Origin of the sequence: Muricoccus harenae, assembly GCF_009848505.1 — a bacterium.
GTDB classification, from domain to species: Bacteria; Pseudomonadota; Alphaproteobacteria; order Acetobacterales; family Acetobacteraceae; genus Roseomonas; species Roseomonas harenae.
The window spans coordinates 20,439-41,939 of sequence record NZ_WWDL01000007.1; the positions used below are offsets into that span (position 1 = coordinate 20,439).

The 21,501-nt window shown below is 70.3% G+C and carries 19 protein-coding genes; 9 read left to right on the forward strand and 10 right to left on the reverse strand.

The window, feature by feature from the left end:
- Positions 1 to 134: 134 nt before the first annotated feature.
- The 4 genes from cysE to GSE44_RS07230 all read right to left on the reverse strand — a co-directional run bounded on the left by cysE (position 135) and on the right by GSE44_RS07230 (position 3,930).
- On the reverse strand, positions 135 to 965 hold the full coding sequence (gene cysE, locus GSE44_RS07215) for a serine O-acetyltransferase (RefSeq protein WP_457852161.1): 831 nt from the start codon (positions 963 to 965) through the stop codon (positions 135 to 137).
- 213 nt (positions 966 to 1,178) lie between these two features.
- Positions 1,179 to 2,612 (reverse strand): ATP-binding protein, encoded by a 1,434-nt coding sequence (locus tag GSE44_RS07220; RefSeq protein WP_328799058.1) that lies wholly within the window; start codon positions 2,610 to 2,612, stop codon positions 1,179 to 1,181.
- A 59-nt stretch (positions 2,613 to 2,671) separates the two neighbouring features.
- Entirely contained in the window at positions 2,672 to 3,364 is a 693-nt protein-coding gene (locus GSE44_RS07225) for a response regulator (RefSeq protein ID WP_159348122.1), read from the reverse strand.
- Positions 3,361 to 3,930 (reverse strand): MarR family winged helix-turn-helix transcriptional regulator, encoded by a 570-nt coding sequence (locus GSE44_RS07230; protein ID WP_159348123.1) that lies wholly within the window; start codon positions 3,928 to 3,930, stop codon positions 3,361 to 3,363. The genes GSE44_RS07225 and GSE44_RS07230 overlap by 4 nt, the downstream gene beginning before the upstream one ends.
- A 128-nt stretch (positions 3,931 to 4,058) precedes the next feature.
- Here GSE44_RS07230 and GSE44_RS07235 point away from each other — a divergent pair, with 128 nt between their 5' ends.
- The 9 genes from GSE44_RS07235 (at position 4,059) to GSE44_RS07275 (ending at position 14,665) form a co-directional block, all read left to right on the forward strand.
- Positions 4,059 to 4,958 carry a branched-chain amino acid aminotransferase gene (locus GSE44_RS07235; RefSeq protein WP_159348124.1) on the forward strand — a complete coding sequence of 300 codons (900 nt, stop codon included), beginning with the start codon at positions 4,059 to 4,061 and terminating at the stop codon, positions 4,956 to 4,958.
- Positions 4,959 to 5,363: 405 nt separating this feature from the next.
- Positions 5,364 to 8,252 carry a 2-oxoglutarate dehydrogenase E1 component gene (locus GSE44_RS07240; RefSeq protein WP_159348125.1) on the forward strand — a complete coding sequence of 963 codons (2,889 nt, stop codon included), beginning with the start codon at positions 5,364 to 5,366 and terminating at the stop codon, positions 8,250 to 8,252.
- Positions 8,253 to 8,263: 11 nt separating this feature from the next.
- Complete coding sequence (odhB, locus tag GSE44_RS07245) at positions 8,264 to 9,514, forward strand: 2-oxoglutarate dehydrogenase complex dihydrolipoyllysine-residue succinyltransferase (protein ID WP_159348126.1); 1,251 nt, start codon at positions 8,264 to 8,266, stop codon at positions 9,512 to 9,514.
- A gap of 131 nt (positions 9,515 to 9,645) precedes the next feature.
- The gene (locus GSE44_RS07250) at positions 9,646 to 10,038 is read left to right on the forward strand and encodes a GFA family protein (RefSeq protein WP_159348127.1); all 393 of its coding nucleotides are present in this window, start codon (positions 9,646 to 9,648) and stop codon (positions 10,036 to 10,038) included.
- A gap of 178 nt (positions 10,039 to 10,216) precedes the next feature.
- Positions 10,217 to 11,608 carry a dihydrolipoyl dehydrogenase gene (gene lpdA, locus GSE44_RS07255; protein ID WP_159348128.1) on the forward strand — a complete coding sequence of 464 codons (1,392 nt, stop codon included), beginning with the start codon at positions 10,217 to 10,219 and terminating at the stop codon, positions 11,606 to 11,608.
- An 80-nt stretch (positions 11,609 to 11,688) separates the two neighbouring features.
- Complete coding sequence (locus tag GSE44_RS07260) at positions 11,689 to 11,991, forward strand: PGPGW domain-containing protein (RefSeq protein ID WP_159348129.1); 303 nt, start codon at positions 11,689 to 11,691, stop codon at positions 11,989 to 11,991.
- Positions 11,992 to 12,020: 29 nt separating this feature from the next.
- Entirely contained in the window at positions 12,021 to 12,752 is a 732-nt protein-coding gene (locus GSE44_RS07265) for a 3-keto-5-aminohexanoate cleavage protein (RefSeq protein ID WP_159348214.1), read from the forward strand.
- Positions 12,753 to 12,843: 91 nt separating this feature from the next.
- Entirely contained in the window at positions 12,844 to 13,341 is a 498-nt protein-coding gene (locus GSE44_RS07270; RefSeq protein WP_159348130.1) for a winged helix-turn-helix transcriptional regulator, read from the forward strand.
- Entirely contained in the window at positions 13,334 to 14,665 is a 1,332-nt protein-coding gene (locus tag GSE44_RS07275; protein WP_159348131.1) for an MATE family efflux transporter, read from the forward strand. Before GSE44_RS07270 ends, GSE44_RS07275 begins: the two co-directional genes overlap by 8 nt.
- Before the next feature lie 65 nt (positions 14,666 to 14,730).
- Here the strand turns inward: GSE44_RS07275 and GSE44_RS07280 are convergent, their stop codons facing one another.
- From GSE44_RS07280 to GSE44_RS07305, 6 genes are all read right to left on the reverse strand, one after another.
- Positions 14,731 to 15,366: a hypothetical protein gene (locus tag GSE44_RS07280; protein WP_159348132.1), complete on the reverse strand. Its 636-nt coding sequence runs from the start codon at positions 15,364 to 15,366 to the stop codon at positions 14,731 to 14,733.
- Positions 15,367 to 15,734: 368 nt separating this feature from the next.
- On the reverse strand, positions 15,735 to 16,631 hold the full coding sequence (locus GSE44_RS07285) for a tyrosine recombinase XerC (protein ID WP_159348133.1): 897 nt from the start codon (positions 16,629 to 16,631) through the stop codon (positions 15,735 to 15,737).
- A complete protein-coding gene (locus GSE44_RS07290; RefSeq protein ID WP_159348134.1) occupies positions 16,628 to 17,269 on the reverse strand; it encodes a hypothetical protein in 642 nt (213 codons plus the stop codon). Before GSE44_RS07290 ends, GSE44_RS07285 begins: the two co-directional genes overlap by 4 nt.
- Positions 17,270 to 17,330: 61 nt before the next feature.
- Positions 17,331 to 17,756, reverse strand: a complete 426-nt coding sequence (cueR, locus tag GSE44_RS07295) for a Cu(I)-responsive transcriptional regulator (RefSeq protein WP_159348135.1) — start codon at positions 17,754 to 17,756, stop codon at positions 17,331 to 17,333.
- On the reverse strand, positions 17,753 to 20,215 hold the full coding sequence (locus tag GSE44_RS07300) for a heavy metal translocating P-type ATPase (RefSeq protein WP_159348136.1): 2,463 nt from the start codon (positions 20,213 to 20,215) through the stop codon (positions 17,753 to 17,755). Before GSE44_RS07300 ends, cueR begins: the two co-directional genes overlap by 4 nt.
- Positions 20,216 to 20,277: 62 nt before the next feature.
- Positions 20,278 to 21,492 carry a GGDEF domain-containing protein gene (locus GSE44_RS07305; protein WP_159348137.1) on the reverse strand — a complete coding sequence of 405 codons (1,215 nt, stop codon included), beginning with the start codon at positions 21,490 to 21,492 and terminating at the stop codon, positions 20,278 to 20,280.
- Positions 21,493 to 21,501: the final 9 nt, after the last annotated feature.

Below are 21,501 nucleotides of genomic sequence, written 5' to 3' on the forward strand. Positions count from 1 at the left end.
TCGCCAGGCCCGCGAAAGCGACGACGAAAAATGCACCAACAATCCAACGCATTGAAACCTCACATTCCCCTTGAACGGGAGAATTATGCTGTAACTTCAGGTCACGAGCATGTGAATTCGGCGCAACTCCGGCGTCACGCGCCGGAAGGAATGCTCTGGTCCATCGCCAGTGCCGGCACGGCATCCCGGCACCAGCCGACCACCCGCGCAGGCACCCCAGCCACCGTCGCGCAGGGCGGCACATCCGCCAGCACCACGCTGCCCGCGCCCACCTTGGCGCCGCGGCCGATCTCGATATTGCCCAACACCTTGGCGCCCGCGGAGAGCAGCACGCCATCCCGCACCTTCGGATGCCGGTCGCCCACCTCCTTGCCCGTGCCGCCCAGCGTCACGCCCTGGAGGATGGAGACATCGTTGCCGATCACCGCCGTCTCGCCGACCACCACGCCGGTCGCATGGTCGATGAACACGCCGCGCCCCACCGGCACCGCCGGATGGATGTCCACCCCGAAGACCATCGAGGCGCGGCTCTGAAGATAGAGCGCCAGGTCGTTCCGCCCATCGCGCCACAGCCTATGCGCCACCCGGTGCCAGGACAGGGCCTGGAAGCCCTTGTAGTGCAGGAAGGGCGAAAGCCAGCCGCGCGCCGCCGGATCGCGCCGCCGGATCGCGGCCAGATCGGCTACGGCGAGGGGCACCAGCTCAGCGCGGGTCTCGCGCACCAGGTCCTCCAGCCGCTCACCCGGCATCAGCGGCTCCGCCAGCTTACGAGCCAGCAGGGCGGCCAGGGCCGCTCCGAAGCAGTCATGCCGCAGCACCGCCAGCTCAAGCATCCCACGCAGCACTGGCTCCGCGGCTGCGGCGGTGACGGCCTCGGCGCGCATGGCGGCCCAGAGTTCCCCGGCGCTGGGCGTCGGGCCAATGCCGGCCTCGGCCGAACCCTGCTCCATGTTCATCCGATCCATGGTCTCGCTCCCGGAGCGGATCACGAAGGAGCGGGACCAGCCGTCCGCACCTCCGCTCTCCTGACGATACGCCAAGCACGCGCCGGCGGCATGGGCGACAGAAGCATGCCACCAGCAGCCCGGTCCATAGAACAGGAATCCCCCCGCCCGTCCCCGCGCCAGTTGCGTGGCGGCCCCGCGCCGCTGGCAGGGCGGGAGCTGCCGGGCAAGCCCTCACATGGGCAGCCGCACCACCGCGCGCAGCCCGCCCATCGGACTTTCCGCCAGCACGATCTCACCACCATGGGCGCGCGCGATATCCCGCGCGATCGCCAGGCCCAGCCCGGTCCCGCCGGTCGAGAAGCTGGCGAAGGGCTTGAACGCTCCCTCCCGCGCCGCCTCCGGGATTCCCGGTCCGTCATCATCCACCACCACCTCTGCCCAGCCTTGCGCGGCCCGCACCGTCACCGCCACCCTCGCCGCATGGCGCCGCGCATTGTCCAGCAGGTTGCCCAGGCAGCGCCGCAGCGCATCCGCGCGCAGCGGCAGGGTAAGGGAAAGGGGCGCCTCCAACGCCACCCCGGCACCATCGGCCGGAAAGCGCAAGATCATCTCCCGCACCAGGGTGACGAGATCGGTCGGCTGCGGTGCCTCCAGCACGTCGCCCCGGGCGAAGGCGAGATAGGAGGCGACCATCCGCTCCATCTCCTCCACATCCTGGGTCATGGCGGCCGCATCCTCCTGCGATCCCTCCGGCAGCATCGCCAGGCCAAGGCGCAGCCGGGTGAGGGGGGTGCGCAGGTCATGGCTGATGCCGGCCAGCAATTCGGTGCGCTGCGTCACGAAGCGCCGGATATTCGCCCGCATCCCGTTGAAGGCCGCCGCCGCCTGCCGCACCTCGGCGGCACCCTCAGGCTTGATCCCACCGCCGTCGCGTCCCTTGCCGAAATCCTCCGCCACCGCCGCCAGCCGCCGCAGCGCCCGCACTTGGTTCTTCATGAACAGCGCCGCCACGCAGAACAGCAGCAGCGACGCCCCCACCAGCCAGATGACGAAGAGATAGAGTGTTCCGGAGAACAGCCGCTTCCGCGGCGCCTCCACATGCAGCACGCCTGTCGGCAGGCCGACGCGGATGATCACGCTGCGTGGGTCGCTCTGCCAGTCCGTGTCGAAGCGCAGGCGCAGGCGCTCCCGCAGCGCATTATCCAGGTCTCCTTCGAGCGGCAGCAGCGGCAGGCTGGCAGGACGCATCGCGGGAGGGCCCAACTCCGCCCCGGGCTCGAAGGCCAGGGATAGGTCCAGCCGCCAGGCCGCCTCGCGGAAGATCCAGGACTGCTCCTCCTGCTCCGGATGGCGCGACAGCACCTCCACCAGAATGCCGATATCTCCGGCCAGCCCAGCCGAGAGCCGGCGCGAGATAACGTCCAGATGCGTGCCGTAGAAGATTTGCAGCGCGATGCCCTGCGTCACCACCAGCGGCACGAGCACGATCAGCAGCGCGCGCGCCAATAGGCCGCGCGGCATGAAGGGCCGCAGCGCGGCGGTGACCAGGCTGCGCCAGCGCCGGCGGCGCCGTGCCCAGGCCGGCAGAGATGGGCGCTCCTCTGGCAGGTCGCCCCAGCCGGGCTCGCCCGCATTCACGCCGGATGGGCCGATATCGGGTGCCATGTCGCCCCTCCAGATCGTGGTGGCACAGGGTTCCGGCCGCGAGCGGGCGGCCGGGGAACCTAGGCTCCCGGCCGCAAGACATAACCCTTGTGCCGCACCGTGTGCAGGAAACGCGGCTCGCGCGGATCGGGCTCGATCTTCCGGCGCAGGCGGGTCACGGTCACGTCCACCGCGCGCTCCCCGGCCTCGGGTGAGCCCATGGCGGCAGCGATCTCCTCGCGGGACAGCACCTCGCCGCCGCGTCGGGCCAGCGCCACCAGCAGCGCGGCCTCGCCGCCCGTCAGCCGCGTCACCCCTTCCGGCCCGCGCAGCTCGCCTCGCTCGGCATCGAACCAGCGCAGCCCCAGCTGCACCGGGGGCAGGGGAGCCGAGCCCGGCGGCGCCGCGCGGCGCAGGATGGTGCGAATGCGCAGCGCCAGCTCCCGCGGGTCGAAGGGCTTCGCCAGGTAGTCGTCCGCCCCATGCTCGAAGCCCGCGATCCGGTCATCCGGCGCCCCGGCGGCGGTCAGCATCAGGATCGGCACGTCCTGACCGGTGCGGCGCAGGCTTTCAGTCAGGGCCAGCCCCGTCTCGCCGGGCATCATCACGTCCAGCACCATCAGGTCGAACTCCATCGCCGCCAGGGCCTGCCGCGCCGCCACCGCGTCGGCGGCGACCGAGACGCGGAAGCCCTGCTCCGCCAGGAAGCGCTGCAGCAGGGCCCGCAGGCGGGCATCGTCATCCACCACCAGCAGGTGGGCCGCATCGCTCATGGCGCCTTCCCCCGCGCCGGCCCGGGCGGCACGGCGCGCACCGAGGGCCGGTCCGCCGCGCCCAGCCGTTCCAGCGCGCGCCGCGCCTCGGGCCCCATCAGCCCGCGCATGACATGGCGGAAGCCCTCCACCGCCACCGGGCCAGCCTCCCGATAGGCGCGCGTCACCGTCTCGCGCTGCCGCTCGAAGAGCCGCCGCTCCAGCGCCTCGCCCTCCGGCGTCAGCGAAAGATGCCGCTGGCGCCGGTCCGCCCGCCCCGCATTCTGGGCGACATAGCCCTGGGCCACCAACGGCGTCAGTACGCGGGAGAGCGACTGTTTGGTGATCCCCAGGATCCCGAGCAGCTCCCCCACCGTCAGCCCAGGCCGACGGCCGAGGAAATGCAGCACCCGGTGATGCGCCCGCCCCATGCCCATCTCGGCCAGGATGGCATCCGGCCCGGCCGTGAAGTCGCGGTAGCCGAAGAAGAGAAGATCCTGCGCCAGCCGCAGCTCCTCCTCCCGCAGGAAGAGCAGGTTGCGCCCCGCAGCCCCTACGCCACCACGCGAGTCCGTCCCGTCCGGCATGGCTGCCCTGCTCCCTGTTTGGGTCAGCTTTGTTGACGCAATCATGCTGACCATTTTAACGTTCTGCTCGTTGACGTAATATTATTACGCACAACCCCGGCGAAGCATACCAAGAGAGGAAAGCACCCATGACGCTCGTCCCCTTCGACGACCGTGACGGCTGGATCTGGTTCGACGGGCAATTCGTTCCCTGGCGCGACGCGAAGCTGCATGTGCTGACCCATGGGCTGCATTATGCCAGCGGCGTGTTCGAGGGCGAACGGGCCTATTCGGGCCATGTCTTCAAGTTGCGCGAGCACACGGAACGTCTGTTCGGCTCCGCCCGAATCCTCGGCTTCGAAATCCCCTACAGCATGGAGGAGATCGACGCCGCCTGCATCGAGACGATGCGGCGCAACAATCTCACCGAAGCCTATCTTCGCCCCATCGCCTATCGCGGCAGCGAGATGCTGGCCGTGGCCGCGCAACAGACCACCGTGCATGTCGCCATCGCCGCCTGGGCCTGGCCCAACCTCTTCGGCGCGGACCGGATGAAGGGCATCACCCTTGGCATGGCGAAATGGCGCCGCCCCTCGCCCGAGACCGCCCCCGCCGCTTCCAAGGCCACCGGCCTCTACATGATCGGCACCCTGTCCAAGCATGCCGCCGAGGCGGAGGGCTTCAACGACGCGCTGATGCTCGACTGGAAAGGGGATGTGGCCGAGGCCACCGGCGCAAATGCCTTCTTCGTCTTCGACGGCGAGCTGCACACTCCGGAGCCCATCGGCTTCCTGGACGGCATCACCCGCCGCACGGTGATGAACCTGGCCCGCCAGAACCAGATCAAGGTGGTGGAGCGCCGCATCGGAGCGGAGGAGATCAGCCGCGCCAGCGAGGTCTTCCTGGCCGGAACCGCCGCCGAGGTGACGCCGGTGCGCCGGATCGCCGACCAGCATTACACTCCCGGCCGCATCACCGGCACGCTGGTGGACGAATACGCCAGCCTCGTCCGGATGACACCGGAGGAGGTGCTGCGCCGCGCGGCCTGACCGCCGCGCTCCGTTGCGGGGCATGTCCCCGCCCAGCCGGCCGCGTTCCAGCATGGGGCGCGGCCGTTCCGCATGGCCACGCTGCCAGCGAATCGGTTCACTCTGTAGGACTCGTGTACACATCTTGCGCCAACCCGCCTTGCGCCGACCTGTTATGCCGGTAAGACGGGTGACAAGCGGCGCCCGAGACGCCAATTGGGACGCGAGACCCCTGGGAAATCCAGAAGGGCGCAAACGGAACGGCAACGGAAGCAGGTCCAGAAATTGCGTAACCGCGATACCGTGACCCCCTCCTGCTGCCGCGGCCCTCGTCCGGGCCATGGCAGCGGGTGATGGCACCCTGCCACAGCCCTGCCCCGATCCCTCTGTAACCCCCCAGCCCGACAAGCCGAGAAGCGGAACACCATGCCCGGAGTGGACATCCTAGCCAGCGCGATGACGGGGGCGAATGCCACCTTCCTCGCCGATCTCTATGCCCGCTGGGTGCAGGCCCCGGACAGCGTTGACCCTTCCTTCCAGGAGCTTTTCGCGGCGCTGAACGACGATGCGCGCGCGGTGCTCGGCGATGCCGTCGGCGCCTCCTGGGCCCCGCGCCCCCGCGGCGGCTTCGCGCCGGAGCCCGAGGCCCCCGCGCCGGCCAAGGGTGGCAAGGGAGCAGCGGCCCCGGCCGCCTCGAAGCCCGCCGATCCGGGCGTGAGCAAGCAGCAGGTGCTGGATTCCATCCGCGCCCTGATGCTCATCCGCGCCTATCGCGTGCGCGGCCATCTCGAGGCCGATCTCGATCCACTGGGCCTGCAGAAGAAGAAGCCGCATCCGGAGCTGGACCCGAAGACCTACGGCTTCTCCGATGCCGATCTCGACCGCCCGATCTTCATCGACAACGTCCTCGGCCGCGAGACCGCGACGCTGCGCGATATCCTCTCGATCCTGAAGGCCAGCTATTGCGGCCCGATCGGCGTCGAGTTCATGCATATCCAGGACCCGGAGCAGAAGTCCTTCATCCAGCAGCGGATCGAGGGCGCCCCCTGGACCCGCGCCTTCGACAAGGACGCCAAGCGCACCATCCTCCAGCAGCTCACCGAGGCCGAGGGCTTCGAATCCTACTGCGCCCGCAAGTTCGTCGGCACCAAGCGCTTCGGCCTTGAGGGCGGCGAATCCACCATCCCTGCGCTGCAGGCCGTGATCTCCGAGGCTGCCAAGGGCGGCGTGAACGAGATCGCCATCGGCATGGCCCATCGCGGCCGCCTGTCCACGCTGGTGAACGTGGTGAAGAAGTCCTTCACCCAGGTCTTCGCCGAGTTCAAGGGCGCGGGGCACCCCGAGGACGTCCAGGGCTCGGGCGACGTGAAGTACCATCTTGGCACCTCCACCGACGTGGAGATCGAGGGGCGCCAGGTTCATCTCTCGCTGCAGCCCAATCCCTCCCACCTGGAAGCGGTGGACCCGGTGGTCGCCGGCAAGGTGCGCGCCCGCCAGGACATGGCCGGGGACACCAAGGCCCGCCAGTCCGTCATGAGCATCCTGCTGCATGGCGACGCCGCCTTCGCCGGCCAGGGCGTGGTCTATGAGACTCTGGCGATGAGCCAGCTCATCGGCTACCGCATCGGTGGCACGGTGCATGTGGTGACCAACAACCAGATCGGCTTCACCACCACCCCGGCCCATGCCTATTCTGGCCTCTACTGCACGGATGTCGCCAAGTCGGTGCAGGCGCCGATCCTGCACGTGAACGGCGATGACCCGGAGGCGGTGGTGTTCTGCGCCCGCCTCTGCGCCGAGTTCCGCCTGAAGTTCGCGACCGACGTCGTGCTCGACATCGTATGCTACCGCCGACACGGCCATAACGAGAGCGACGAGCCGGCCTTCACCCAGCCCTTGATGTATGCCCGAATCAAGGAGACGCCGACGACGCGCACCAAATACGCGCAGAAGCTGGCTGCCTCCGGCGACCTGCCCGAGGCCGAGTCGAAGGCCATGCAGGACGCGTTCTTCGCGAAGATGGACGAGGCCTTCCAGGCCAGCCAGACCTTCAAGCCGAACAAGGCCGATTGGCTGGAAGGCCATTGGGCCGGTCTCAAGGCCCCCGGCAACGATGAGCCCGAGGCCGAGACCGAGACCGCGGCGGCCCCCGACACGCTGCGCGAGGTGGGCGCCGCCCTCTCCCGCGTGCCGGAGGGCTTCGGCGCCAACCCGAAGATTCTGCGCCAGCTCGAGGCCAAGAAGCAGGCCATCGAGACTGGCGAGGGCATCGACTGGGCGACCGGCGAGGCCCTGGCCTTCGGCACCCTGCTGCTGGACGGCCACCGCGTCCGCCTCTCCGGCGAGGACGTGCAGCGCGGCACCTTCTCCCAGCGCCACGCCTATCTGATCGACCAGGCGACCCAGGCCGAATACGTGCCGCTGAACAACATCCGCGAGGGGCAGAAGCGCCTGGAGGCCTTCAACTCCCTCCTCTCGGAATTCGGCGTCCTCGGCTTCGACTACGGCTACTCCCTGGCCGATCCGAACACGCTGGTGCTCTGGGAAGGCCAGTTCGGCGACTTCGCCAACGGTGCTCAGGTCATCATCGACCAGTTCATCGCCTCGGCCGAGACGAAGTGGTTGCGCATGTCGGGCCTCGTGATGCTGCTGCCCCATGGCTATGAGGGTCAGGGGCCGGAGCACTCCTCCGCGCGACTCGAGCGCTACCTGCAGCTTTGCGCAGAGCGCAACATGCGGGTGGGCAACATCACCACCCCGGCTAACTACTTCCATGTGCTGCGCCGCCAGATGAAGGCGAACTACCGCAAGCCGCTGGTGCTGATGACGCCGAAGTCGCTGCTGCGCCACAAGCTGGCGGTGTCGCCGCTGGCCGATTTCGGCCCCGGCAGCCACTTCCAGACGGTGATCCCCGAGACCGACCAACTGGTCGAGCCCGCGAAGGTGAAGCGCGTCGTCCTCTGCACCGGCAAGGTCTATTACGACCTTCTCCAGGAGCGCCGGGACAAAGGCATCAAGGACGTGGCGATCATCCGCGTCGAGCAGCTCTATCCCTTCCCGCGCATCACCCTGCCCAAGGTCCTGGCCCCTTATTCCAAGGCCGAGGTCGTGTGGTGCCAGGAGGAGCCGGAGAACATGGGCGCCTGGCACTTCCTCGACCGGAAGATTGAGGAAGTGCTCACCGGGATCGGCGGAAAGGCCCGCCGCCCGAGCTATGTGGGCCGCCCGCCGGCCGCGAGCCCCGCGACGGGGCTTGCCAAGGTGCACGCGCAGCAGCAGGAAGCTCTGGTTCGCCAGGCGCTCGGCCTGGGTTGAGGAAAGATTAAATGACCGAGATCCTGGTGCCCACTCTGGGCGAAAGCGTCACCACCGCCACTGTCGCGCGCTGGATGAAGAAGGTGGGCGAGACCGTTGCGGCCGATGAGCCGCTGGTCGAGCTGGAGACCGACAAGGTCACGGTGGAGGTGAACGCCCCCGCCGCCGGCACCATCGAGAGCATCGCGGCCGATGAGGGCGCTGAGGTGGAGGTCGGCGGCCTGCTCGGCATGCTCGGCGCCGGCGCCGGTGCCCCGGCTGCCAAGCCCGCAGCGGCCCCGGCTGCCGCGCCCGCCCCTGCGGCGGCGGCCGCGCCGAAGGTCGAGGCGCCGCGCCCGGCCCCGGGTCCGGTCTCCCGCCCCGGAGGCGAGTCCGGTGGTGGCGCCCATGCCCCGCTTCCAGCCGCGGCCAAGATGATGTCCGAGAAGGGCGTCTCCGCCGAGCAGATTGGCCAGGGCAGCGCCAAGGATGGCCGCATCGCAAAGGGCGACGTGCTGGACTTCCTCTCCCGCCCGGCCCCCGCCACGCCCGCCCCGGCCGCCAGGGCGCCGCGCGCGCCCGGCGAGGGCGAGGAGCGGGTGAAGATGACCCGCCTGCGCATCACCATCGCGCGCCGCCTGAAGGAGGCGCAGAACACCGCCGCCATGCTCACCACCTTCAACGAGGTGGACATGACGAACGCGATGGCGCTGCGCTCCGAATACAAGGACGCCTTCGAGAAGAAGCACGGCGTGAAGCTCGGCTTCATGTCCTTCTTCGTGAAGGCCTGCGTGGCGGCGCTGCAGGAGTTCCCGGCGGTGAACGCCGAAATCGACGGCGACGAGGTCGTCTACAAGAACTTCGTGAACATGGGCATCGCGGTCGGCGGCCCCTCGGGCCTCGTCGTGCCGGTGCTGCGCAACGCGCAGGACCTGTCCTTCGCTGGTATCGAGAAGGCCATCGGCGATTTCGGCCGCCGCGTGCGTGACGGCCAGCTGAAGCTGGAGGAGATGGCGGGCGGCAGCTTCACCATCACCAATGGCGGCATCTACGGCTCGCTGATGTCCACCCCGATCCTGAACCCGCCCCAGTCCGGCATCCTCGGGATGCACGCGATCAAGGAGCGGCCGATGGTGGTGGGCGGCAAGATCGAGATCCGCCCGATGATGTACCTGGCCCTCTCCTACGACCACCGGATCGTGGACGGGAAGGAGGCCGTGTCCTTCCTCGTGCGTGTGAAGGAAGGCGTGGAGGACGCGCGGCGCCTGCTGCTCGGCCTCTGATCCAACCGGGCTGAACCGATGCGGCGCGCCGGAGGGGAGACCCTCCGGCGCGCTTTCGTTCTGGCCGGGGCTGGCTGTCGCCGCGCTGCCCTGTGCTAGACCCGGTGAGCGGTTTTCTGTGGAGGACGCCGATGCTGAAGGGTCGATGCCATTGCGGGGCCATCCATTACGAGATGCCCGCCGAGGTGCTGCATCACGCGCTGTGCCATTGCTCGGACTGCCGACGCCATGCGGGTGCGCCGATGGTCGGCTGGGCGATGGTGCCGGCCCTCGAGCTGAAGGTGTTCGGAGAGCCCGTCGTCTATCATTCCTCCGAGCATGGCCGCCGCCACTTCTGCGGCCGCTGCGGCACGGGGCTCTTCTACTTCAATGAAGCGATGCTGCCCGGCATGGCCGACATCCAGACTGGCACCCTGGACAATCCCGATGCGCTCCCTGCCACGGCGCAGATCCAGGTGGCGGAGAGAATCGGCTGGATGGCGGCGGCGCATGAGCTGCCGGAATTCGAACGCTATCCAAGCTGAAGGGCCCCGATAGGGACGGCGCGCCGGCTCCCCGGCCAGCATGGCCGTCGCGCGGCGGCTCTCTCCATATTGAGTCGCGGCAATCGGCTCCGGACCCGGTTTGACCGCCCTTGTGTACTTCAAGCCGGGCGCCGACCCTGCTAACCCGCGCGCAAGATCATTGCAGGACCTGCCCCTCATGTCCGACTCTTTCGACCTCATCGTCATCGGCTCCGGCCCCGGCGGCTATGTCTGTGCCGTCCGTGCCGCCCAGCTCGGCATGAAGGTGGCCTGCGTGGAGAAGCGGGAGACGCTCGGCGGCACCTGCCTCAACATCGGCTGCATCCCCTCCAAGGCGCTGCTCCACTCCAGCGAGAATTTCGACGAGATCGCCCATAAGTTCGCCGATCACGGCATCCAGGTGGAAGGCGTGAAGCTGGACCTGGCCCGGATGCAGGCACGCAAGGGCGAGGTGGTCTCGGCCAATGTGAAGGGCGTCGAGTTCCTCTTCCGCAAGAACAAGATCACTTGGCTGAAGGGCGCGGGGAAGATTACCGCCCCCGGCAAGGTCGAGGTGGCCGGCACCACCTATGAGACGAAGAACATTGTCATCGCGACCGGCAGCGACAGCATTCCGTTGCGCGGCGTCGAGGTGGACGAGAAGCGCATCGTCACCTCCACCGGCGCGCTGGAGCTGGAGAGCGTGCCGAAGCACCTCGTGGTGATCGGCGGCGGCGTGATCGGCCTGGAGCTGGGCAGCGTCTGGCGCCGCCTGGGTGCCGAGGTGACGGTGATCGAGTTCCTCGACCGCATCCTGCCCGGCATGGACAATGAGGTCGCCAAGCAGTTCGAGCGCGTGCTCACCAAGCAGGGTTTCAAGTTCAAGCTCGGCCACAAGGTCACGGGCGCGACGAAGACCGATAACGGCGTTTCCCTCTCCGTAGAGCCCGCCAAGGGCGGCGAGGCGCAGGCGATCGAGGCCGATGTGGTGCTCGTGGCCATCGGCCGCCGCCCCTACACGGACGGGCTGGGCCTGGACACCGTCGGCGTGGCGCTGGACGAGCGCGGCCGGGTGAAGACCGACCAGCACTTCGCCACTAATGTCCCCGGCATCTATGCCATCGGCGACGTGATCGCCGGCCCCATGCTCGCCCATAAGGCCGAGGACGAGGGTGTCGCCGTGGCCGAGATCCTGGCCGGCCAGCATGGCCATGTGAACTACGGCGCCATCCCCGGCATCGTCTACACCTGGCCCGAAGTGGCCGCGGTGGGCGAGACCGAGGAGGAGCTGAAGGCACGCGGCCAAGCCTACCGCGTCGGCAAGTTCCCCTTCACCGCCAATGGCCGCGCCCGCGCCATGGGCGATGTGGACGGCTTCGTGAAGATCCTGGCGGACAAGGCGACGGATCGCGTGCTGGGCGCGCATATCCTGGGCCCGGATGCCGGCCACCTGATCGCCGAGATGGTCACCGCCATCGAGTTCGGCGCCAGCGCCGAGGATGTGGGCCGCATCTGCCACGCCCACCCGACCCTCAGCGAGGCGGTGAAGGAAGCCGCCCTCGCCGTGGATGGCCGCCCCATCCACATGTGAGCCGGCCGCCGGCCTTGCCGGCGATCACGCGATCGGGGCCGCGCTTGATCGGCGCACCCCACGCGGCCATCTCGCGGGCGATGAGTGACACCCGCGCCGCCTTCGTCTCCCTGAACCCCCGGCCGTGGCGCAAGGCGCTTGGCTGGGGGTTCATCGTTCTCGGCATCATCGGCTGCGTCCTGCCCTTCCTGCAGGGCTTCCTCTTCCTCGCCCTCGGCCTCTTCGTGCTGCGCGACCAGTATATCTGGGCCGCCAACCGCTGGGCCTGGGTGGCTGGGCGCTGGCCTAAGGCGGTCACCCGCATTGAGGCGATGGAACGCTCCACCGATGCGCGCGTGGCGCGCTGGGGCGCAGCGGTCCGGCGCACCCTGAAGCGCCGGTAGCGCAGGGTTCCCTATCCAGGGCGGGCATGATGCAGATCCAGGCCTGCCTGAACGGCGCCCGCCCAGCGGATTCCCACCCGGCCCTGCCGCTCACGCCCGAGGCTGTGGCGCGGGACGCCGCCGCTTGCGTCGCGGCCGGGGCGGTCGCGCTGCATCTCCATCCGTGCGACCCGGAACGGCGAGAATCCCTGGAACCCGCAGTCGTGGCCGCCACCATGCGCGCTGTCCGCGCCGCCGTGCCGGGCATTCCCGTCAGCCTGTCCACCGGCGCCTGGATCATGGCCGATGACGCTGCCCGCCGGCGCTGCCTCGCCGGCTGGGCTGCGCTGGGCGAGGCCCGGCCGGAGGAAGCCTCCGTGAACCTGTCCGAGGCCGACGCGCCGGCCGTGATCGAGGCACTCCTCGCCGCCGGGATCGGCGTGGAGGCTGGGCTGGCTTCGATGGAGGATGCCGGGCGCCTGATCTTGCTCGGCATCGCCCCGCGCTGCCGCCGGATCTTGCTGGAAATCCCCGCCAGCGAAGGCCCCGCCCTGGCCGAGACCATGCTGGCTTGGTTAAACGGCACCGCGCCAGAGGTCGAGCGCCAGATCCATGGCGAGGACGCCAATGCCTGGCCGCTCTTCGCTCTGGCCGTCGCCCGCGGCGCCACGGCGCGGCTCGGACTGGAGGATCTCCGCCATCTGCCCGATGGCAGCCCGGCCCCCGGCAATGCCGCCCTCGTCGCGGCGGGACTCGCCCTCGCAGGCGGGGCGCCGGGCTGAAACCGGCCACGTCCGCGCGAGCCACAGGCGTTGGACTTGCATCATGCAATCAAAACGGCTTGCATAATGAAAGCAAGCCGGAAGCCCACCCATGCCTCGCACCGATTTTTCCCGAATGTCCTGCCCCGTGGCCCGCGCCATGGAGGTGCTCGGGGAACGCTGGGCCATCCTGGTCATGCGCGAAGCCTTTTACGGCACCACCCGCTTCGACGATTTCGAGCGCCACCTGGGCATCGCCTCCAACATCCTCAGCGCCCGCCTGACAAAGCTGGTGGAGCACGGCCTGCTTGAGCGCGTGCCGGAGGGCGCCCGCCATGCCTACCGGCTGACGGAGATGGGCCGCGACTTCTTCCCCGCCTTCCTCGCCCTCAAAGGCTGGAGCGACCGCTGGATGGCCGGGCCGGAGGGACCGGTGGTACGGATCGTCGATCCCGCTACGGGGGCAGAAGTGACCACGCCGTCGCCAATGGGCGCGGATGGCCGGCCGCTCGGCCCCGAATCGATCCGGCTCATGCCCGGCCCCGGTGCCGGCGCCGCCATGCGCCGCCGGCTGGCCCTGCGGGAGCTGGAGGAGGCGCATCATGGCTGACACCCTCGCCATTGCGCCGCCCCGCCCGGCGGTCCTGCCGCAGATCCTGGCGCTGGCTGCGCCCACCGCCCTCAGCTCCGTGCTCCAGGTGGTCGCGCAGATCGCCGAGACCTGGCTCGCCGCCCGCCAGGGCACGGCAGCCCTGGCCGGCTGGTCCGTGGTGCTGCCCTTCAGCCTGCTGATGCAGCAGATGTCGGCGGGCGCCATGGGCGGCGGCGTCGCCTCGGCCATCGCCCGCGCCCTGGGCGGTGGGCGGCGGGAAGAAGCCTCGGCCCTCGTGCTCCATGCCGTGCTGATCGCCGTGGTCGGCGGCGGGATCTTCGCCATCGCCCTGGCCGGCTTCCCGCGCGCCATCCTCGGCCTGATCGGCGGCGCGACCGCCGCCGAAGCAGCGGCTCCGTATGCGATCTGGGTCTTCGGGCTTGGCGCCGTGCCGGTCTGGTTGGCGAACACCCTCGCCTCCGTACTGCGCGGTGGCGGTCGGCACGCGCTGGCGGCGCGGGTCTTGCTGCTGACCTGGGCGGTCTACCCGCCGCTGGCCTGGGTGCTGGCGGAACCAGTGGGCATGGGCCTTCCCGGGATCGGCGCGGCGCTGGGCTTCACCTTTCTCGGCTCGACCCTGGTGATGGGCTGGGTGGTGATGCGCGGTGGGGCAGGCTTCGCGCCCACGCTGCGGCTGCGCCCCTCCCGCGCGATGTTCTGGCGCATCCTCTCGGTGGGGCTGGCGGCCAGCATCCTCGCGGGGGTGGCCAACCTCACCACCATCCTCGTCACCGCGCGCATCGCCTCGCATGGAGCGGTGGCGGTGGCGGCCTATGGCATCTCGGCGCGGCTGGAATTCCTGATGATCCCGATCGCCTTCGGCGTGGGATCGGCCCTCACAGCCTTGGTCGGCCGCGCGGTCGGGGCGGGGGATTGGGCCCATGCCCGACGCACCGCCTGGACCGGCGGGCTGATGGCGCTGGTGGTGACGGGATGCATCGGCCTGGTGGTCGCGACCGCGCCGCGCGCCTTCGCCGGCTTCTTCACCGCCGACCCGGCGGTCATTGCCGTCGCCACCCAGGCCCTGTCCTGGACCGGCCTGGCCTTCGGCGGCTTCGGCCTGGGCATGGCGCTGTATTTCGCATCACAGGGCGCCGGGCGGATGGGCTGGCCGGTGGCGGCGGGGGTGTCGCGCATCACCATCGCCGTCGGTGGCGGCTGGCTGCTCGGGGATGTCTTCGGCATGGGGCTGGACGGCCAGTTCATCGCGGTGGCGCTTGGCATCACCGCCTATGGCGTCTTCACCGCGGCGGGCGTGCGGCGCGCAGTGTGGTCGGCCTAGCCGCCCTCACGGAAAGGCGGCCCTGCGCGGCCAGGGCATTTTCCGCTCACATGCAGCGGTCTGCTCTAATCGAGGATGCACTCCCACTCGCCCCGATTCGCGTCGAAGTAGCGGCGCAGCACCTCGGGCGTGGCATGCTTCGCGTCCAGCCGGATGAAGGAGGGAGCGTTCTCGGCGGACACGAGCTGGTAGACAAGAATGCAGAGTTCCGAGCAGATGGCGTTCTTCGGCCGCGCGTGCTCCATGACGACGCCCATGCTGGTCGCCTCCTCCCGCCCCCGGTACTTGAGCAGGCGCGCATGCGCCCCACGGCCGAAGTTGGACGAACCGAAGGCCGCGCCGAAGGCGCGCCAGGGCGAGCCGTCGCCGTATTTCACCTTGCCGATCCAACCCTGGGCGAGAAAGGCGGCGCGCTGCGCGATCGGGTCGTTCGCGTCGTCGGGCCCTCTGTAGCGGTAGAGGCGCAGGCTGAACGGGAGGCTCGGGGCGTAGCTCACACCATCCTTATAGACGGAGTGGATGCAGCGCGTCGGATCGGGGGCCACCATCAGGGCGTGACCCGCCGTGTCGTCCACCATCTGCAGCGCGATGTCGCCGGGCTGGAGAAAGCCTGGGGTGTAGAGGCGTTGCAGCAGCGGCGTGCCGCCCCTCCCTCCCTTCAGCTGGGCCCGGGCATTGGCGAGCAGGAGGGAGAGGGGCATCCAGGGTCCTTCAGGCAGGAGTCGTGACGATCGAAGTCTCCCCGGAACGATTGGGCGTGACCAGGGGGGCGTGAAATTCCCAGGGCCGGAACTCTTCCCACCGGACCTTCAGATAGCCGTCCCGCTCAAGGCACGGGAACGGTGTCGCCCGCCTTCACCTGGACTTCCCGGTCCGCCAGCCAGAAGGAGCCGGCACCATCGCGGATCAGCTGAATCTCATCCGCATCCGCCTGGTAGTGGCGAAAAGGCCAGCCATGAAGGCGGCGGCAAGGCCGCCGCAGAGGACGGGTGCGCGCATGGAGGTTTTCCCCTGATTCATTGTGGGGGCAGATCATCAAGCCGGCGGGGCTCCGGCCGCGATGCTCGGATCAATCCGCCCGCGGATGCGCCCGCCGCCAGGTCTCCAGCAGCCCCGCTTGGTCCACGCTGGCGTAGCGCTGCGTCGTGGACAGGCTGGCATGGCCCAGCAGTTCCTGGATCGCGCGCAGATCCGCCCCACCGCCGAGCAGATGGGTGGCGAAGGAATGGCGCAGCGCATGGGGCGTCGCGTGCTCCGGCAGCCCTGTCGCGCGGCGCAGGTCACGCAGCGCGCGCTGGGCGACGCCCGGATCAAGCCGCCCCCCCTTCGCCCCGGTGAAGAGCGGCGCGTCCGGCCCGGCCGGGCCGCGATGCCGCAGCCATTCGGCCATGGCCGCCTCCACCGCCGGCAGCACGGGCACCACCCGTTCCTTCTGCCCCTTGCCCATCACCCGAAGCCCGGTCCCGGCGCGGGGCGCGTCCCGCATGTCGAGCGAAAGCGCCTCCGAGATGCGCAGCCCGCAGCCATAGAGAAGGGTGAAGAGCGCCTGGTTCCGCGCCGCGAGGGCCGGGCTATCCTCGGCGCTGTCCGTCATGGCGGTGCGGGCCTGGGACTCGGTGAGGGCGCGAGGCACCGGCGGCTTGCGGCGCGGCCCGGTCAGCCCACCGAGCGGCAGGGGCTCCAGCCCGTGTCGCCGCACCAGGAAGCGCAGGAAGGTCTTGAGCGCCGAAAGCTGCCGCGCCCGGGATGCGGCGCCGATTCCCTGCGCCGCGCGATGCGCCAGGAAGGCCCGCAGGTCGGCGAGGCGCAGCGCCGCGAGGTCCGGTTCACCGCCCTGATGCGCGGAGAGGAAGCCCAGCAGGTCCGCCACGTCCCGCCCATAGGCCTCGACGGTTTCGGGGCTGGCCCGGCGCTCCCGCACCAGCCATTCCAGGAAGGCTTCGCGGGCCGCCAGCGGGGCGATCATGCCGCGCCGTCAAGCGCCCGGGACAGCGCATGGGCCAGCAGGCGCAGCGGCGCGCTGGCGCCGCGCAACGGGATGCGCCCGGCCTCGCGCGCGCCCAGCACCAGCAGCCGCGGCGTGGCGCCGGGCAGGCGAACCAGCGCATCCCGGGCGATCAGCGGATGCGCCTCGCCATGCAGCAGGGCCGCGTCGGCGGGTGCATCCCGCAGCACCAGTTCCCGCCCTGCCAGCAGCCGCTCGATGCTGCCCTGCGGCAGGTCGCGCAGGGCCGGGGAGGGGGCGCCCTCGATTGCCAGGACGGCGCTTTCCAGCCCCAGAAGCTCCGGCCATTCGATCTGCACCACCGCCAACGGGTCCGGCGCGCCGATCAGGGTGATCAGGGCGGTCGCCGCGCGGATGGTCAGGTCCTGCCCGGCGCGGGCCGCCTCGGCCACGGCGTCGGTCTCGGCGCGGGCGGCGCTCAGCAGCGCGGCCATGTGGTCCGCCAGGGTTTCGCCATGCACCCGGTGGGGCGGGTGTAGCGCCCTGTAGAGTCCCGGCCGCTCCGCCAGGAAGCCCGGATGGGCGGCGAGATAGGCGGCGACCTTGGCGGCTTCGGCGGCGCGGGCCGCATCGTCCGGCGGAACTGCGGGCGGGTTCATCCAGGGCAGTTTGCCAGGGGCGGGGGCAGCACGCGAATCAGGGGGGGATGGCCGGTCCAGGTCATCCACGCCGGGATGGGGCCGCGCCATGGGCCGGAGCTTCGCCCGCGAGCTCCTCCAGAATCGGGCATTCGGGGCGCTCGTCACCATGGCAATGCGCCGCCAGGTGCCGCAGCGTCGCGGCCATGGCCGAAAGGTCCCGCGCCTTCGTCTCCAGCGCCTCCACATGGGCCAGGGCCAGCCGCTTCACCTCCGCGCTGGCCCGCCCCCGGTCACCCCAGAGGGCGAGGAGACCGGCGATCTCGGTCAGGGAGAAGCCAAGGTCCCGGGCGCGGCGGATGAAGCGCAGCCGATGCACGTCCCCATCCTCATAGGCGCGGTAGCCGGAATCCCGCCGCGCGGCGGCTGGCAGCAGCCCGACCGCCTCGTAATGCCGGATCATCTTGGCGGAGACGCCAGAGGCCTCCGCCGCTTCCCCGATCCTCATGGCGCATCGAACCCCCGCAGCCGCAGCGCATTGCCGACGACGAAGACGCTGGACAGCCCCATCGCCGCCGCCGCCAGCACCGGCGAGAGCAGCCCCACCACCGCCACCGGGATCAGCACAACATTATAGGCGAAGGCCCAGAACAGGTTCTGGCGGATATTCGCCATCGTCGCCCGGCTGAGGGCGATGGCGGTGGGAATGCCGCGCGGGTCGCCGGACATCAGCACCACATCAGCGCTTTCGATCGCCACATCCGTGCCCGTGCCGATGGCGATGCCCACATCGGCGGCGGCCAGGGCCGGGGCGTCGTTGATGCCGTCGCCAACGAAGGCGAGGGCGCCTTCGCCGCGCAGGCGGCGCACCGCATCCACCTTGCCCTCCGGCAGCACCTCCGCCTCCACGGCCTCGATGCCGAGCGGGCGGGCGATGGCCTCGGCGGTGCGGCGGTTGTCGCCGCTCACCATGGCCAGGTGCAGCCCCATGCCGCGCAGCGCCTGCAGCGCCAGGGCGCTGGTCGGGCGCACCGGGTCGGCCACGGCGAGGATGGCGGCGAGCCGCCCGTCGATCGCGGCATATATCGGCGTGCGGCCCTGGTCCCCCAGCCGCGCTGCGGCCTCGGCGAAGGGCGCCACCTCCAGGCCGAGCGAGGCCATGAAGCGATCGGCGCCCACTTCCACGCGCCGTCCCTCCACCATGGCCCGCAACCCCATGCCCGGGATGGCCTGAAACCCTGAGGCCGCCGGCACGGACAGGCCGCGTTCGGTGGCGGCCGAGCGGATGGCCTCAGCCAGCGGATGCTCGCTGCCGGACTCGGCGGCGGCGATCAGGGGCAAGACGGTCGCTTCGTCGAAGCCGGGGGCGGGGATCAGGTCGGTCAGGGCGGGGCGGCCTTCGGTCAGCGTGCCGGTCTTGTCCATGACGACCGTCGTCACGTCCCGCAGCGCCTGCAGCGCGGCGCCGCGCCGGAACAGCACGCCCAACTCCGCGCCGCGCCCGGTGCCGACCATCACGGCGACTGGCGTGGCCAGCCCCATGGCGCATGGGCAGGCAATGATGAGCACCGCCACCGTCGCCACCAGCGCATGGGGAAGATCGGGGCCGAAAGCCAGCCAGCCAAGGAAGGTAAGGGCGGCCACCCCGATCACCGCCGGCACGAACCAGCGCGTCACCCGATCCGCCAGCGCCTGGATCGGCAGCTTGCCGCCCTGCGCCTCCTCCACCAGCCGGGTGATGCGCGCGAGCACCGTGGCCGAGCCGACCGCGGTGGCGCGCAGGCGCAACGCGCCCTGGCCGTTCACCGTGCCGCCCACCACCGCATCGCCCGGCCCGCGTCGCATGGGGAGGGATTCGCCTGTGACCATGGATTCGTCGAGATGGCTCTCGCCTTCCAGCACCACGGCATCGGTGGGCACCCGCTCGCCGGGGCGGATGGTCATCACATCGCCGACGCGCAGCGCGGCGGCGGGAATTTCCACCTCGCGCCCGTCGCGCTCGACGCGGGCGGTAGGCGGCTGCAGGTCGAGCAGGCGGCGGATGGCCACCGAGGCCCGGCCACGCGAGCGTGCCTCCAGCCAGCGGCCGAGCAGCACCAGCGCCACGATCACCGCCGCGGCCTCGAAATACACATGCCGCTGCCCCTCCGGCACCAGCGCCGGGAAGAGCGTGACCACGGCCGAATAGACCCAGGCTGCCAGCGTCCCGAGGGCAACGAGGCTGTTCATCTCCGGCCCGCCGCGCAGCAGGGCCGGCCACCCGATGCGGTGAAAACGCCAGCCGGGGCCGAACAGTACGAGGGTGGCCAGGGCGAGTTGCGCCCAGCGCCAGACCGGCCCGTCCACGGCGTGATGCAGGGCGGGAAACAGGTGACCGCCCATCTCGATGAGGAAGAGCGGCGCCGCGAGGGCAAGGGCGACCAGCGTCTCGCGCCGCAGCCCCGCCTCCTCCCGGGCCTCTGGCGGACCGGCGTGATGGGCATGGGGATCGGCGGCATCGGCGCCGTGATGATGTTGGTGATGGGCATGCGGCTCCGGGGCGGGCTGGTAGCCGGCCTTGCGGATCGCGGATTCCAGGGCGGAGCGGTCCACCGCATCCGGGGCGTGGCGGATGGTGGCGCGATGCGTGGCCAGGTTCACCGAGGCGCCCGTCACCCCCGGCAGGGCGGTGAGGGCCCGCTCCACCCGCCCGGCGCAGGAGGCGCAACTCATTCCCTCCACACCAATTTCCGTTCTGGCCTCGGGCGAGGAATAGCCAGCCTTCGCCACGGCCTCGCGCAGAGCGGTGGGGTCGAGCGCTTCGCCCTCCACCGTCGCGCGGCGTGTCGCCAAATTCACGGCGGCATTCGTGACGCCCGGCACGGCGGCCAGGGCGCGCTCGACGCGGCCCGCGCAGCCGGCGCAGGTCATGCCTTCGACAGGCAGGGTGAGGCGGGTGGCTTCGGCAACGGTCCTGGGCAAGGTCATGGTCGTCATCCTTCCGTCGCCGGGACAGATGGGGCTTCCCATCATGGGAAGGTCAAGACCCGCTAGGCGGCCTCCCGCAGGGAGGGTGCAAGGACGCTGCGATTCCGCCCCGCATGCTTGGCCGCGTAGAGGGCCTTGTCCGCCTCGGTGAAGAGAGCCCGGATATCCGGCCAGGTGTCATCGCTCGAGGCGACGCCGAGGCTGAGCGTGGCACCGATCCTCAACCCGTCCACTGTGCTCGCGGCGAACTCAAAGGCGCCGCGCAGGCGCTCCGCCACCTCCATGCCGCGCTCGGCGGAGGCGTTTCGCAGCAGGCAGACGAATTCCTCGCCGCCCACGCGATAGACGCTGTCGGACTCGGACCGGACCGATTCGGCGAGCTTGGCGGCCAGGCGGATCACCTGATCGCCGACATCATGGCCGAAGCGGTCATTCACCGACTTGAAGCGGTCGATGTCAAAGACGAGCAGGGTCAGCGGTCCTCCGCTGGTCTGGTCCCGGCTGCGCCGGCCATAGATCGGGCGGCTGACGCGGCCCATGGCCCGGGTAGCGGCCAGGCCAGCCTCCTGGTCATAGGCGCGGCGGTTGAGCAGGCCGGTGAGCGGGTCGCGGAGCGTGAGGCGTTCGCTTTCCAGCGTCTCACGCTCCCGCACGAGGATGATCAGCAGGGCCGCCGTCAGCAGCAACTGCGCGATCGCGAGAACATTGAAGGCTACCACGGCCCAGGCGGTGCTGGGCAGGCCACCCAGCGGCGTCGGGAGCAAGGCCGAAAGCGCGATCCGCAGCGCCGCCACCACCAGGAAGAACAGGAAGCTGGCGCGTAGCAAGGCGCGGGAGGGCAGGGCATCCGAGCGCTCGCGCACCAGTTCCCGGGCGGATAGGCCGTTGAAGATCGCTGTCACCAGGGCGCGGCCCGCGGCGCTCGCTTCAGGCAGTTTCCAGGTTTCGCAGATAAAGACCGAGAACAGGAGCCAGGCAACCGGAAGGCCGATAGCCCATCCCACAACCGAGGACCGGCCCTGGAACCGCCGCACGACCTGCCAGCCGAAGCCATGGACGGCGAGGAGGAATGCACCGGCAAGCTGCAGCGCCCAGAGGCCGGGCAGCAGGCTGGGATCGGTCATCAGGGCCGCGGCGCAGGCGCCCGCGCCGAGGGGTAGGCTGCAGGTGAGAAGCCAGCGCCTCCGCCGGTCCGTGGCACCGACAATGACGAAGATCATGCCGACCAGCACGAGCAGCACGGCCGTATAGGCCTGCAAGGGAACGTTTACTGGCACGGCGCCGCT